The organism is Sphingomonas sp. SP6, assembly GCF_058313435.1.
This window is the reverse complement of record NZ_JBZFLG010000002.1, coordinates 860,864-873,852: the sequence shown is the minus strand read 5'-3', so window position 1 is coordinate 873,852 and position 12,989 is coordinate 860,864. Positions and strand designations below refer to the sequence as shown.

Here is a 12,989-nt window from a genome sequence, read left to right as displayed (position 1 = left end):
CTCACTCTCCTCTTTCGCCGCGATAGGCGGTTCGGAACGCATCCGCGAACGCTTTGAGCCGCCCCTCGCGGATCGCGGCGCGCAGGTCCGCCATCAGCGCCTCGTAGAAGCGGATGTTGTGTTCGGTCATCAGCATCGCGCCCAGGATCTCGCCGCTCCGCACCAGATGGTGCAGATAGGCGCGCGACCAGGCGGCGCACACCGGACAGTCGCACGCCGGATCGAGCGGCCCCCAATCCTCCGCGAACCGCGCATTGCGCAGATTGATCGGCCCGCCGCGCGTGAACGCCTGCCCGGTCCGCCCGGAGCGCGTCGGCAGCACGCAGTCGAACATGTCGACCCCGCGCTCGACAGCGCCGACGATGTCGTCGGGCTTGCCGACCCCCATCAAATAGCGGGGTTTGGCGGCGTCGAGCTGCGCCGGCGCATAGTCAAGGCAGGCGAACATCGCCGCCTGCCCCTCGCCCACCGCCAGCCCGCCGATCGCATAGCCGTCGAAGCCGATGTCGAGCAGCGCGTCGGCCGACGCCTTGCGCAGTCCTTCGTCGAGCGCCCCCTGCTGGATGCCGAACACGGCGTTGCGCTCGGCATGATCGCCGCCCGCGTCGAAGGCGTCGCGCGAGCGCCTGGCCCAGCGCATCGAGCGCTCCATCGCCGCCGCCTGCACCTCGCGCGTCGAGGTCGTGGGCACGAGCTCGTCGAACGCCATGACGATGTTCGACCCGAGCAGCCGCTGGATCTCGATCGAGCGCTCGGGGGTCAGCAGGTGCCGCGTCCCGTCGAGGTGGCTCTTGAACGCGACACCCTCCTCGCTCCGCTTGGTGAGTTCGCTAAGGCTCATCACCTGATAGCCGCCCGAATCGGTGAGGATCGGCCGCTCCCATCCCATGAAGGCGTGGAGACCGCCCAGCCGCGCGACCCGTTCGGGACCGGGGCGGAGCATCAGGTGGTAGGTGTTGCCCAGGATGATGTCGGCGCCCGCCGCGGCGACGTCGCCCGGCTTCATCGCCTTGACGGTCGCGGCGGTGCCGACCGGCATGAACGCGGGCGTCCGGATCACGCCGCGATGCATCGCGATCTCTCCCGTCCGCGCGGCGCCATCGGTCGCGTGGATGCTGAACCCGAAGCGGTCGGTCACTTTTTCTTCTTCTTGCGTCCGTCGTCCGCGGGACGCCCGGCGTCGGCGCGGATCGTCAGCAGCTCGGCACGGGTCAGCACGCCGTCCTTGTCGCCGTCGAGCCGCGCGAAGATCTCGGCGAACTTCGCCTCCAGCTCGGCGAGGCTGATCCGGTTGTCGCCGTTCGCGTCGGTCTCGAACGGGCTTGGCAGCGCGCTCCGGTTCCCCAGATACCGCTCGGCCCAGTCCGCAAAGCCGATGTAGCCGAGCGTCCCGGCCCTGGCGGTGTCAACGCTCTCGAACGAGCGCCGCACCCCCGCCTCCATCTCCGCGCGCGTCACCCGGGCGTCGCCGTCGGCATCGAACCCGGCGAGCGCCAGCGCGACCGGTTCCGCGACCAACGTCGCGGGGGGTTGGGCTGCCGGAGCGGTAGGAGGAGCCGCCAGGGCCTGGGCGAGCAGAAGCGCGAACATCATCCGCACCGCCTTGCCAGTCGGCGCGCCGCATCGCCAGCGCCGCGACACCGCCCGTCGCTTCGCCCTTCCCTTCGCACGCTTGCTTATGCATGAAGCCTGCCAAGTTGCGGCGCGGTCATCCTCCGGTAACCCGGCCGCGTCAGAGGGACGCCGATGGACCAGATCACCGCCACCGCCCCGGACCCCGTTCGCGCGCTTCCTGCGATGGGCGGCCTCCAGGTCGTCTCGATCGCCAAATCCTACGACAAGCGCGTCGTCCTCACCGACGTGTCGCTCACCGTCGGGCGCGGCGAGGTGATCGGCCTGCTCGGTCCCAACGGCGCGGGCAAGACGACCTGCTTCTATTCGGTGATGGGGCTGGTGAAGCCCGATTCGGGCCGGATCATGCTCGACGGCGACGACATCACCGGGCTGCCGATGTACCGTCGCGCGATCCTCGGGCTCGGCTACCTCCCGCAGGAGACCTCGATCTTCCGCGGGCTGACGATCGAGAAGAACATCCTGACGGTGCTCGAACTGGTCGAGCCGGACCGCGACGCGCGCCAGCATCGGCTCGACAAGTTGCTCGACGAATTCGGCCTCACCCGCTTGCGCGACGCGCCCGCGATGGCGCTGTCGGGCGGCGAGCGCCGCCGCGCCGAGATCGCCCGCGCGCTCGCCGCCGATCCCTCGATCATGCTGCTCGACGAGCCGTTCGCGGGGATCGACCCGATCTCGATCGCCGACATCCGCGATCTCGTCTGCCAGCTGAAGGATCGCGGCATCGGCGTGCTGATCACCGACCACAACGTCCGCGAGACCCTCGACATCGTCGACCGCGGCTACATCATCTACGATGGCCGGGTGCTGTTCACCGGCTCGCCGGCCGAGCTGGTCGCGGACGAGAAGGTCCGCAAGCTGTACCTGGGCGAGAGCTTCGAGCTGTAGGGATGGCGGTGCGACGCTGGCCTTCTGAAATCCTCCCCGGCACGGGGAGGGGGACCATTCGCTCCTTCAGCGAATGGTGGACGGGGCCCGCCTCCCTACAGACGGCAGGAGGGAGGCGAGCCCCCTCCGTCTCGCTGCGCTCGCCACCTCCCCGTGCCGGGGAGGATTGAGTGAGCCTCGCTCCCCGCCTCGACCTCCGCCAGACCCAGTCGCTGGTGATGACGCCCCAGCTCCAGCAGGCGATCAAGCTGCTGGCGCTGTCGAACCTCGAGATCGAGGCGGTCGTCGCCGAGGAGATCGAGAAGAACCCGTTGCTCGAACTCGCGCCGCCCGAGGACGGCGGCCCCGAACCCGGCGCGTCCGAGCCGGCGCGCGACGAACCCGCCGGTGCCGACGAGCTGGTGACGCTGGGCGAGGCGGCGGGCGAGTCGCTCGATGTCGACATCCCTGCCGAACGGTTCGACGACGATGCCCCCGACCGGATGGGCATGGACGGCGCGATGGGAATGAACGGCCTCGCCGGCGCCGCGGGCGAGGACGCCCCCGATCTCGACGCCTTCGCCAGCGGCGACGGTACGCTCGCCGACCACCTGCGCGCGCAGATCGGCGCGTTGCTCACGGGCGTCGACCTGCTGATCGCCGAGCATCTGATCGATCAGATCGACGAGGCGGGCTACCTGACCGCCTCGACCCACGAGATCGCGACCGGGCTCGGCGTCGCGCCCGCGGAGGTCGAGCGCGTGCTCGCCGTCGTCCAGACCCTCGATCCCACCGGCGTCGGCGCGCGCGACCTCGCCGAATGCCTCGCGCTCCAGGCGAAGGAGGCGGACCGCTTCGATCCGTGCATGGCGAAGCTGATCGGCAACCTCGATCTCCTCGCCCGCGGCGAGCTGGCGCGGCTGAAGCGGATGTGCGGCGTCGACGACGAGGACATGGCCGACATGATCCGCGAGCTGCGCGGCTACGATCCCAAGCCAGGCTGCCGCTACGGCGGCGAGCCCGCACGCGCGGTGACGCCGGACCTCTACGTCGCACGCACCAAGAGCGGCTGGGCGATCGAGCTCAACGGCGCCACCTTGCCGCGCGTCCTCGTCAATCGCGGCTATTATGCCGAACTCGCCGGCAGCGGGAAGGCGGCGAAGGCCTGGGCGGGCGACATGCTCGCGGGCGCGAACTGGCTGGTGAAGGCGCTCGACCAGCGGCAGAAGACGATCCTCCGCGTCGCCACCGAGATCGTGAAGCAGCAGGAGGGCTTCTTCCTCCACGGCGTGTCGGCGCTCCGCCCGCTGACGCTGCGCCAGGTCGCCGACGCGATCGAGATGCACGAGTCGACGGTCAGTCGCGTCACCTCGAACAAATACCTCAGCTGCGCGCGCGGCCTCTACGAGCTCAAATATTTCTTCACGAGCGCGATCCAGTCCGCCGACGGCGGCGAGGCGGTCTCGGCCCAGGCGGTCAAGAGCGCGATCAAGGCGTTGATCGCAGGGGAAGGAGACACGATCCTCTCCGACGACACGATCGTCGAGCTGCTCAACGCGAAGGGCTTCGACATCGCCCGGCGGACGGTCGCCAAATACCGCGAGGCGCTGGGCATCGGCAGCTCGGTCCAGCGCCGCCGGGCGCGCGCGCTGGCGGGGTGACGGCCGTGCGCTACGTTAGTGAAAGCGTCTTTCCGAATCGCTCGCGCTGTCGCCTCCGGAACGCGTTACGGTATTGAAGACGTCGGTCAGCTGCTTGGCGAGGTAACCGCCGAGCAGGTCGCTCATCGGCCTCAAATCCAGCGCACCGGCTTTATCGCTGTGATCCAGCATCTCCAGCGCTTCGTAATAAGGCTGCTTATGAGCGGCGATCATCTCCGGAATCGTGACCTTTCCAGGCAGACGGTGGCCAGATGCAGCGCAGAGCACGAGATAGGCGACCGCTCGAGAAGTACGGCCGTTACCGTCGTCGAACGGATGAATCCAATTCAGCCTCCACATGACGTAGGAGCAGAGATCGATTGGTGACAACATGCTCCAGTGATCGTTTACCCAGTCGCACATTTCCTCGATCAGACCGCCCACGAGATGGGCACCGGGAGGCTCGTGCGCGCTTTGACCAATCCGGACATCGGCAGGACGCCAATTGCCCGCAAAGGGCGACAGACCTTCCAACGCCAATCGGTGAAGTTCCTGTACGGTGGAAACGCGGAGCTTGAACGGCCTTCCCTCCCGCTCAACCATGTCAATCATGTCGAGAACACGGTCGAATTGAGCCAGCGCGTTCGCCGCCTCGCGCCGCGCGCGATCGTCGGGATCGCTGATGAGGACTGGGGCGTCCGCCTCGCTATGCCGCTCGCTCATTTTGCCTGCTTGGCCGCAGCCTCATCGACCATCTCCCGCGTGACGCGTTCGTTCTCGATGTTGGCATTCCCGTAGGCAAAGCTGCGACGTTGGGCCTCTTTCTCGGAGGAGGTCATCTCCACCTTAGCGGCACGCTCGATCAGGTGCTTCAGTTCGTCAGTCATGTTCTTGCTCCGTTCGCTTCAATCATCGGCGTACATGCGTTTGGCGTCAACATGCGTTGCGATGATCTGAGCGCAGGCCACTCTTTCAGTTCGGCGGCGTCCCCTCCGCCGCCGACACGCTCGCCGGCTGCGCCGGTGTGCCGCTCCGCGCGTCGCTCACCGCCTCGTCGTACCATGCCGCCAGGTCGCGCTTCATCGCGTGCAGCGCCTCGGGATTGAGATACGCCATGTGGCCCGCCGGATAGTAAGTGAACTTCAGGTTTCCGAGCTGCGACGGCTCCAGCATCATGTGGCCCAGATCGTTTTCGGTCCCGAAGAACGGCGTGGCCATGTCGAACCAGCCGTTCATCGACAGCACGTGGAGGTACGGATTGCCCCGCATCGCCGCACCGAGATCGACCGCGGTGTTCGGCTGGTTCTGCATCCCGGCATAGCCCGCGACGGGTGCCTTGTGCTTCCAGTTCCAGTCGAACCCCGCCCCGTCGCGCGCCGACAGCCGGTACGGCATCTCGGTCTTGTAGCCCAGCGTATGCGTCACATAGTCCATGAAGGTCCCGATGAACGCGCCCGAGATCGCGTCCGACGAGGCGTCGGTCTCCGGCCGGTCGCCCGCCGCATCCGCGTCGACCCCGGTGTAACGCGAATCGAACCGGCCGATCGTCTGTCGGCTCGACCGCAGCAGCTCCTTCTGGAAGCGCGGCAGGTCGATGCGCAGGTTCGCCCGGACGATGAACTCGGGCGAGATGCCGATCAGCGCGCTCATCTGCTGCGCGATCGAGTCGCGCTCCTGCACGGAGATGGTCTGCCCTTTGGCGAGCGCCGAAGCGTACGGCCCCAGCGCGAAGGCGCGCGCTTGCGCGACGACCGTCTGGACGTCGGCGGGCCGGTTGGCGATGCGGTTGTGATACCAGGCGGTCGCGGCGTAGCTCGGCAGGTAGTTGAGATAGACCTGGTCGAGCCCGGGCTGGCGATAGCCGTAGTTCATGATGCTCGACAACAGCACCACGCCGTTGAGCGCCATCCCACGATCCTGCAACTCATAGGCGAGCGCGCCCGAGCGGGTGGTGCCGTAGCTTTCGCCGAACAGGAACTTGGGGCTGTTCCAGCGTCCGTATTTGGTCGCGTAGCGGATGATCCCGCGCGCAAAGGCGTCCGCGTCCTCGTCGACGCCGTAGAAGGCCGCCGGCTTGGTGTCGCCGAGCGCGCGCGAATAGCCCGCGCCGATCGCGTCGAGGAACACCATGTCGGTCTTGTCGAGCAAGGTGTCGGGGTTCGGCCCAAAGGCGAACGGCGCGGGGCGGATGAACTCGGGGTTGCCAGTCGCGACCCGCACCGGCGCGAACGACCCCATGTGGAGCCAGACCGTCGGTGAACCGGGACCGCCATTGTAGAAGAACGTCACCGGCCGCTTGGTGCCGGGCTTGACCCCGTCGAGCGTGTAGGCGGTGAAGAACATGCTCGCGGTCGGCTTCCCTTCGGAGTCGCGGATCGTCAGCGTCCCCGCGGTCGCGGTATAACCCAGCCGCCGTCCGGCGACCGTCACCGCGCCCTTCGATCGCGACTCCTGCTCGGCGACGGGCGCGTTGGCGTAAGCGGCCTCGGCCTCCTTCTTCATCGTCTCGGCGTTGGTTTGTCCGACGCTCTTGTCGTCTTTCGGCGCGGCCGCCTGGGCAGCCAGCGGAACGGGAGCGAGGAGGAGGGCGGCGGCGAGCGACAGGCGGGCATTGGTCATGGCCCCTGTCTTAATCGTGCGGCGACATGGCGCAAGCGCCGCTATGTCAACGCCTTGCCCAGCCAGCGGCTGACCCACGCATAGCGGGGCGAGTCGCGCAACGCCTCCAGCCCACGGCCGAACGCCGCGTCGAGGCGGCGCAGCCCCCAGCGGCGCAGCGCCATCCGGAGCTGCACCGTCCGCACCATCAGCCTGACTGACGCGCCCTGGCCGCGCGCGGCGCGCCGCAGCTCCTTGGCCGCGGTCCGGCGCTTGCCGATCGCCTCGAGGTGGCGCGCATAGCCGACCCGCGCGCGCGCGTTTCCCGGCACCAGCCGCAGCGCCTCGCGGTGGAGCGGCCCCGCCTCGCCATGCTCGCCCTTGCGATCGAGCGCGGCCGCCAGTTCGGAGAGGATGTGCGACTCGGGCGCGATCTCGGCCGCGCGGCGCAGCATCGCGATCTGCACCTCGGGATGCCGGGCCTGCGCGCGGCGCGCCAGCATGAAATAATGGTGCTGCGATCGCCGCCGCCGCTCGCGCACCGCCCGCTGGACCCGCATCGCGTCGAACCGGCCGGCGACGATGCCGCGGATCGAATCCTTCAGAACCCCGGTCTCGATCAGCATCGGGCCGACGGGGTGCCCCGCATAGGGCACCGCCACCCCGATCGTCCGCGTGGGCAGCGCGGCGAACAGCGCGACGTGTCGATCGTCCAACCGCATCCGGGGATCGTGGAAGATGATCTGCGTCTCGGTCGGCTCGGGCGCGCGCTCGCGGAACGTGATCGCCGCCACGTCCGCCTGCCAGCGCTCCTCGAACGGCACGACCCGCGGATCGAGCGAGAATTGCGGCGAGATCGCGATCGCGGTCCGCGCTCCAAGGGCGCGCGCGAACCTCAGCGCGGCATAGCCCCCCATGCTCGATCCGTAGGTGAACACGTCGGCATAGCGTCCGCTCACCCGCGCCGCCGCGGCGAGCGCCGCGTCCATCTCGGGATATTGGTACCAGCGGTTGTCGCGGTTGAGGACGTGGATCGCATCGATCCCCTCGCCCCTCAGGAAATCCTCGGCGAAACCCTGGCGGTCGAGCGAGTAGTCGTTGGTGTACGATCCGAAGGTGACGAAGCAGACCCCGGCGTGCGTCTCGCCCGCGGGGGCGAAACGCACGACGAGGTCTGCGGACCGGAACAGTTCCTCACTCGGCCGAGGCATAGCGCCGTGTCGGCGACGCGCGCGGTCGCGGTCAAGCGGCGGCGAGCGCCTCCGCCGTCTCTCGATACCGATGCAGCGGGCGTCCCAGCATCGCCGCCAGCCGCTCGCGGTCGCCGTCCCCCGGGATCATGCCGTCGCTGACGTAGCGCTCGGCCATCAGCCGCATCTCATAGGCCATCCAGCGCGGCATTAAGCCCGCGACCGTCTGCTCGAACCCGCTCGGATTGTCGCCGCCATAGACGACCGGACGGCCCAGCACCTCGGACCAGATCGCCGCCACGCCTTCGCCCGTCAGCGTCTCCGGGCCGACGAGATTGATCGTCGCCGACGGCAGCGGACCCGGCGCGGCGTCGCGGCGGATCAGTTCGAGCGCCGCGACCTCGGCGATGTCGCGCGCGTCGACCATCGCCACGCCCTTGCCGCCGATCGGCATCGGATAGACGCCATGGTTAAGAATCGCGTCCTTCACCATCGCCTCGTTGTCGATGAAATAGGTCGGCCGCAGGATCGTCGCGCCGAAGCCTATCGCCTCGAGCATCCGCTCAGCGCCGCGCTTGACCGCGAAGTGAGGGACGTTGACCGAGCGCTCGGCCCCGAACACCGACAGATAGACGACCCGCTCGACCCCCGCCTCGCGCGCGATGTTGAGCGTGATGAGCGCCTGCGCGAACTCGTCCCCGGTCACGGCATTGAGCAGGAACAGCGTCCGCACCCCGACGAACGCGGCGCGCAGCGCGTCGATGTCGAGCAGCTCGCCCTCGGCCACCTCGACGCCCACCGGGACGCCGGCCTTCGCCGCATCACGGGTCAGCACACGCACGGCCGCGCCGCGCTGGACGAGTTGGTCGACGACGTGGCGGCCGACGCGCCCGGTGGCGCCGATCACGAGAATGGTCATGGAGAGTCTCCGCATTTGGATGTTGCCGATGACCGTCAGATGAGTGATCCATCCGGAGACGAATAGGCGCCCGATCGGAACGGGCCGTCTCACAGGTGGAACATGGACCTGCTCGCGCTCGCAGACTTCGTACTGGTCGCCCGCCACGGCGGCTTCGGCAAGGCCGCGCGCGCGGCGCGGCGGCCCAAGGCGACGCTGTCGCGCCGCGTCGCCGAGTTGGAGGCGGCGCTTGGGCTGCGGCTGTTCGAGCGCGGGCGGCGCGACCTCAGGCTGACCGAGGAAGGCCGTACGCTGGCGGCGCGCGCGGGCGCGCTGCTGACCGAGCTCGAGGAGACGACGCAGACGATCGCCGCCGGGGGCGATCGCCCGCGCGGACTCCTGCGCATCAGCGCGCCGCTGCTGTTTTCGCAGATCGCGATGGGCCGTCTCGCCGCCGATTACGCGCGCCGCTACCCCGAGGTCCGGCTCGAGGTCACGACCGAGGACCGCGCTGTCGACATGATCGAGGAGGGTTACGACCTCGCGATCCGGGTCGATCCCGCTGCCGACGAAAGCCTGGTCGGCCGACCGTTCCTCCACGATCGGCTGGTGGTGGTCGCCGCGCCAGGCGTGTTGCGGACCGACGACGCTCCCGCACCCGTCGTCGTGCGGGGCGTGGAGCCCGCCGAACGCTGGACGATGGTTTCGGACGCGGGACCGACGACGATCGCGGTCGAGCCGGTGCTGCGCCTGTCGTCGCTGGCGATGATCCGCGACGCCGTCCGCGCCGGGGCGGGCGCGGCGCGGCTGCCGGTCTCGCTGATCGGCCGCGATCTCGCGTCCGGACGGCTGGCGCGTTGGGGCGACGTCGCGGGTTCGGAAATCGCGCTCTGGACGCTCTACCCGTCACGGCGGCTGCTGAGCGCGCGCGTCGCCGCCTTCCTCGATCTGCTGCGACACGCCTTTCCGCAGGGATCGCCCGAGGAGCTCGCCGCCTATCTGGGCGACTGAGACGCGCATCACCCCAGTTCGTCGAGCACCGCCTCCACCCGCGCCAGCCGCGCCTCCGCATCCTCGATCCGCTCGGTCAACAGCCAGCGATCGCCCTTTTCGGCGAGCCCCGCCGCCGCGCCGTCGATCGCGACGCCGCGGCGCGGCGTCAGCGCGATTGCCGCCGGTCCGGCGTCGATCCGCGCGATCCCGAGGTCGTGGGCGCGCGTCCGGACCCGCGCCACCGCCAGAAGCGTCGCCGCATCGGGGGGAAGCGGCCCGAAGCGATCCTCCATCTCCTCGGCGAGCGCGTCGAGCGCCGCGCCGTCCTCGGCCCGCGCCAGCCGCGCGTAGAGCGCGACGCGCAGCTCGGCATCGGGAATCCAGTCCGCCGGCAACCGCCCGGCGATCTCCAGGTGAAGCTCCGGGGTCCAGCGCTCCACGTCTTCGCCGCGCGCCGAGCGGAGCGCGCTTTCCAGCAGATGCTGGTACAGGTCGACCCCGATCAGCTTCATATGCCCCGCCTGCGCCTCGCCCAGCAGGTCGCCGGCGCCGCGCATGTCGAGGTCGCGCGCCGCGATCTGGAACCCCGCGCCGAGCCGATCGAACGCCTCCAGGGTGCGCAGCCGCTTCAGCGTGCGCGGCGCGATCTCCGCGTCCGGATCGGTCAGCAGCAACACTTGGCCCCGCCGTCCGCCCCGTCCAACCCGCCCGCGCAGCTGGTGGAGCTGCGACAGGCCGAAGCGGTCGGCGCGCCAGATCACCATCGTGTTCGCGCGCGGCACGTCCAGCCCCGCCTCGATGATGTTGGTCGCGAGCAGCACGTCGCCGTCCCCTCGCCCGAACCGCACCATCGCCTCGTCGATCTCGGCCGCGGGCAGCTTGCCGTGCGCCTGGAGCACCTCCAGCTCCGGAGCCGCCTTCGCCAGCGTCTCGGCGAGCGGGGCCATGTCCTCGATCCGCGGCACGACGACGAAGCTCTGCCCGCCGCGCGCGCGCTCGCGCATCAGCGCGGTGCGGACCAGCGTCGTGTCGAAGGTCGCGACCGCGGTCCGGATCGGCTGCCGCCGCGCCGGCGGGGTCGCGATCACCGACAGCGACTGGATGCCGACGAGCGCGCTCTGGAGCGTGCGCGGGATCGGCGTCGCCGACAGCGCGAGCGAATGGCCCGCGCCGATCGCCTGTAGCCGGGTCTTGTCCGCCGTTCCGAAGCGCTGCTCCTCGTCGATCACGACCAGCGCGAGGTCCCGGTAGATGACCCCTTTGCCCGCGACCGCGCCGGTGCCGACGACGACCTTGATCGAGCCGTCGGCGAGCCCCGCCAGCACTCGCTTCTTCTCCGCCGCGCTCGTCAGCCGCGACAGTCCGGCGACTTCGATCCCCGTCCCCTCGAACCGCGCGGTGAAGCTCTCGATATGCTGGCGCGCGAGCACGGTCGTCGGAGCCGCGACCGCCACCTGCTTGCCCGCCAGCGCGGCGATCGCCGCCGCGCGCAGCGCCACCTCGGTCTTGCCGTAACCGACGTCGCCGACCACCAGCCGGTCCATCGGCTTGCCCGCGGCGAGATCGGCGCGCACCGCGGCGATCGCCTTCGCCTGATCGGGCGTTTCGGTGAACGGAAAGCCCGAGGCGAACCGTTCGTAGGCTGCGGCATCGGGATCGAGCACCGGCGCGTCGCGCCCGGACCGCTCGGCCGCGAGCGCGGTCAACCCGCGCGCGCTCTCGGCGATCGCCTGGTCGATCGCGCCGCGCCGCTTCTCCCAGCTCGCGCCGTCGAGCGTGTCGAGCGTCACCGCGTCCGCGTCCGCCCCGTATCGCCACAGCCGATCCGCCTCGCCGATCGGCACCAGCCGCTTGGCATCCTTGGCGTGGGTCAGCACGATCGCCTCGCCGCTCGCGTCGGGCAGCTCCTCCAGCCCGGAGACCACCGCGATCCCGTGATCCTCGTGGACGACCACGTCGCCGATGCGGATCTCGCCGAAGTCGAACAGCCCGGTGTCCGCAAGCGCATGGCTCGTCGGCTCGCGTTCGGCCCGGCTGCCGAGCAGATCGGCGGCGGCGACCGCGAGCACGCCGCCCCGGCCGCCGCCGGTACGCCGAAACCCGCGGTCGACCGGCATCGCCAGCGCCAGCAGGCTGCCGGGCTCGGCCGCCCGGACCTCGCCCCAGCTCGCGACCTCGACCACATCTCGCTTCAGCGCCTTCGCGATCCGCGGCCGCAGGAAGCGCAGGTCGCGCGCGCTCGCCAGCAGGACGACGCTCTCGCCCGCGTCGAACGCATCCCGCGCGGCCTTGGCGAACGCCCGCATCGGCGCGCGCGCCTCGACGAATCGCGCCGGCGGCTCGCCCGCCCCGTCGAACGTCAGCCGGTCGCGGGCGGCGAACGCCTTGCGCCACGCCGCATCGGTGATCGTGTCGCGCACGCTCCGCCCCGGCCGGCGCTTCGCCGCATCGGCTGCAAGCGTCAGGAAGCGCGCACGCCGCTCGTCCGCACCGTCGGCCAGCGCGATGCGCGCGCCGGGCAGATGCGCGATCAACGGCACGCCCTTGCCGTCCAGCGCGGGCTCGGCGACGCGCCCGAGCTCCTGGCGGTCGACCTCACCCGTCGAGCGCTGGTCCGCGGGATCGTAGCTGCGGATCGCCGTCACCCGCCCGTCCTCGACCTCGATCCTCAGCGGCTCGGCCGCGTCCGCGGGAAAGACGTCGAGCACCGCGCCGCGCAGCGCGACCTCGCCCGGCTCGTCGACGCGGTCGTCGTCCAGATAGCCGAGCGCGATCAGCTCGGCATGGAGCGCGGGCAGCGCGAGTTCCGCGCCGACCGCGACGCACGGCGGCGTCGCGTCGAACGACTCGGGATCGGGGTAGGCCCGCGCCAGCGCCTCGCCGGTCGTGACCAGCGCGGTGCGCGGTCCCGCCGTCACCCGCGCATGGCGCAGTGCGGAGACCCGCTGCCCCACGTTCGCGGGCGAGGCCGGCGCGTCGTCGCCGGGGAGCGCGTCGCTGCCGGGACAGAACAGCACCGTCGCGTCGGGATCGGCCTCCGCCAGCGCGCGCGCGATCCGGTCGCCCTCCTGCTCGTCCGCCGCGGCGAAGATCACGTCGCCCTCCGCCAGCGCCTCCGCCAGCCACACCGCCGTCTCACCCGTCCCCGCCCTCGCCGTCATGCAACCTCCT

At 70.3% G+C, this 12,989-nt stretch carries 11 protein-coding genes; 3 read left to right on the top strand and 8 right to left on the bottom strand.

Annotation, left to right across the window (positions count from 1 at the left end):
- Nucleotide 1: 1 nt before the first annotated feature.
- Both tgt and AC4GYY_RS10010 read right to left on the bottom strand, forming a co-directional pair.
- Nucleotides 2–1,138 carry a tRNA guanosine(34) transglycosylase Tgt gene (gene tgt, locus AC4GYY_RS10015; protein WP_491120199.1) on the bottom strand — a complete coding sequence of 379 codons (1,137 nt, stop codon included), beginning with the start codon at nucleotides 1,136–1,138 and terminating at the stop codon, nucleotides 2–4.
- Nucleotides 1,135–1,593 (bottom strand): EF-hand domain-containing protein, encoded by a 459-nt coding sequence (locus AC4GYY_RS10010; RefSeq protein ID WP_491120198.1) that lies wholly within the window; start codon nucleotides 1,591–1,593, stop codon nucleotides 1,135–1,137. The genes tgt and AC4GYY_RS10010 overlap by 4 nt, the downstream gene beginning before the upstream one ends.
- A 153-nt stretch (nucleotides 1,594–1,746) precedes the next feature.
- Here AC4GYY_RS10010 and lptB point away from each other — a divergent pair, with 153 nt between their 5' ends.
- Nucleotides 1,747–2,520: an LPS export ABC transporter ATP-binding protein gene (gene lptB / locus AC4GYY_RS10005; RefSeq protein WP_491120197.1), complete on the top strand. Its 774-nt coding sequence runs from the start codon at nucleotides 1,747–1,749 to the stop codon at nucleotides 2,518–2,520.
- Nucleotides 2,521–2,690: 170 nt separating this feature from the next.
- Nucleotides 2,691–4,160 (top strand): RNA polymerase factor sigma-54, encoded by a 1,470-nt coding sequence (rpoN, locus tag AC4GYY_RS10000; protein ID WP_491120195.1) that lies wholly within the window; start codon nucleotides 2,691–2,693, stop codon nucleotides 4,158–4,160.
- Nucleotides 4,161–4,175: 15 nt separating this feature from the next.
- Here the strand turns inward: rpoN and AC4GYY_RS09995 are convergent, their stop codons facing one another.
- The 5 genes from AC4GYY_RS09995 to AC4GYY_RS09975 form a co-directional block, all read right to left on the bottom strand.
- Nucleotides 4,176–4,862 (bottom strand): Fic family protein, encoded by a 687-nt coding sequence (locus AC4GYY_RS09995; protein WP_491120194.1) that lies wholly within the window; start codon nucleotides 4,860–4,862, stop codon nucleotides 4,176–4,178.
- A complete protein-coding gene (locus AC4GYY_RS09990; protein WP_491120193.1) occupies nucleotides 4,859–5,026 on the bottom strand; it encodes a hypothetical protein in 168 nt (55 codons plus the stop codon). The genes AC4GYY_RS09995 and AC4GYY_RS09990 overlap by 4 nt, the downstream gene beginning before the upstream one ends.
- 85 nt (nucleotides 5,027–5,111) lie before the next feature.
- The gene (locus AC4GYY_RS09985; protein ID WP_491120192.1) at nucleotides 5,112–6,758 is read right to left on the bottom strand and encodes a S10 family peptidase; all 1,647 of its coding nucleotides are present in this window, start codon (nucleotides 6,756–6,758) and stop codon (nucleotides 5,112–5,114) included.
- 41 nt (nucleotides 6,759–6,799) lie between these two features.
- On the bottom strand, nucleotides 6,800–7,903 hold the full coding sequence (locus tag AC4GYY_RS09980; RefSeq protein WP_491120191.1) for an alpha/beta hydrolase: 1,104 nt from the start codon (nucleotides 7,901–7,903) through the stop codon (nucleotides 6,800–6,802).
- A 76-nt stretch (nucleotides 7,904–7,979) separates the two neighbouring features.
- The gene (locus AC4GYY_RS09975) at nucleotides 7,980–8,846 is read right to left on the bottom strand and encodes an SDR family oxidoreductase (protein WP_491120190.1); all 867 of its coding nucleotides are present in this window, start codon (nucleotides 8,844–8,846) and stop codon (nucleotides 7,980–7,982) included.
- Between the two features lie 102 nt (nucleotides 8,847–8,948).
- On the opposite strand from AC4GYY_RS09975, the gene AC4GYY_RS09970 reads away from it, so the two are divergent.
- Nucleotides 8,949–9,836 carry a LysR family transcriptional regulator gene (locus tag AC4GYY_RS09970; RefSeq protein ID WP_491120189.1) on the top strand — a complete coding sequence of 296 codons (888 nt, stop codon included), beginning with the start codon at nucleotides 8,949–8,951 and terminating at the stop codon, nucleotides 9,834–9,836.
- Nucleotides 9,837–9,844: 8 nt separating this feature from the next.
- Here the strand turns inward: AC4GYY_RS09970 and AC4GYY_RS09965 are convergent, their stop codons facing one another.
- Nucleotides 9,845–12,979: a helicase-related protein gene (locus AC4GYY_RS09965; protein ID WP_491120188.1), complete on the bottom strand. Its 3,135-nt coding sequence runs from the start codon at nucleotides 12,977–12,979 to the stop codon at nucleotides 9,845–9,847.
- Nucleotides 12,980–12,989: the final 10 nt, after the last annotated feature.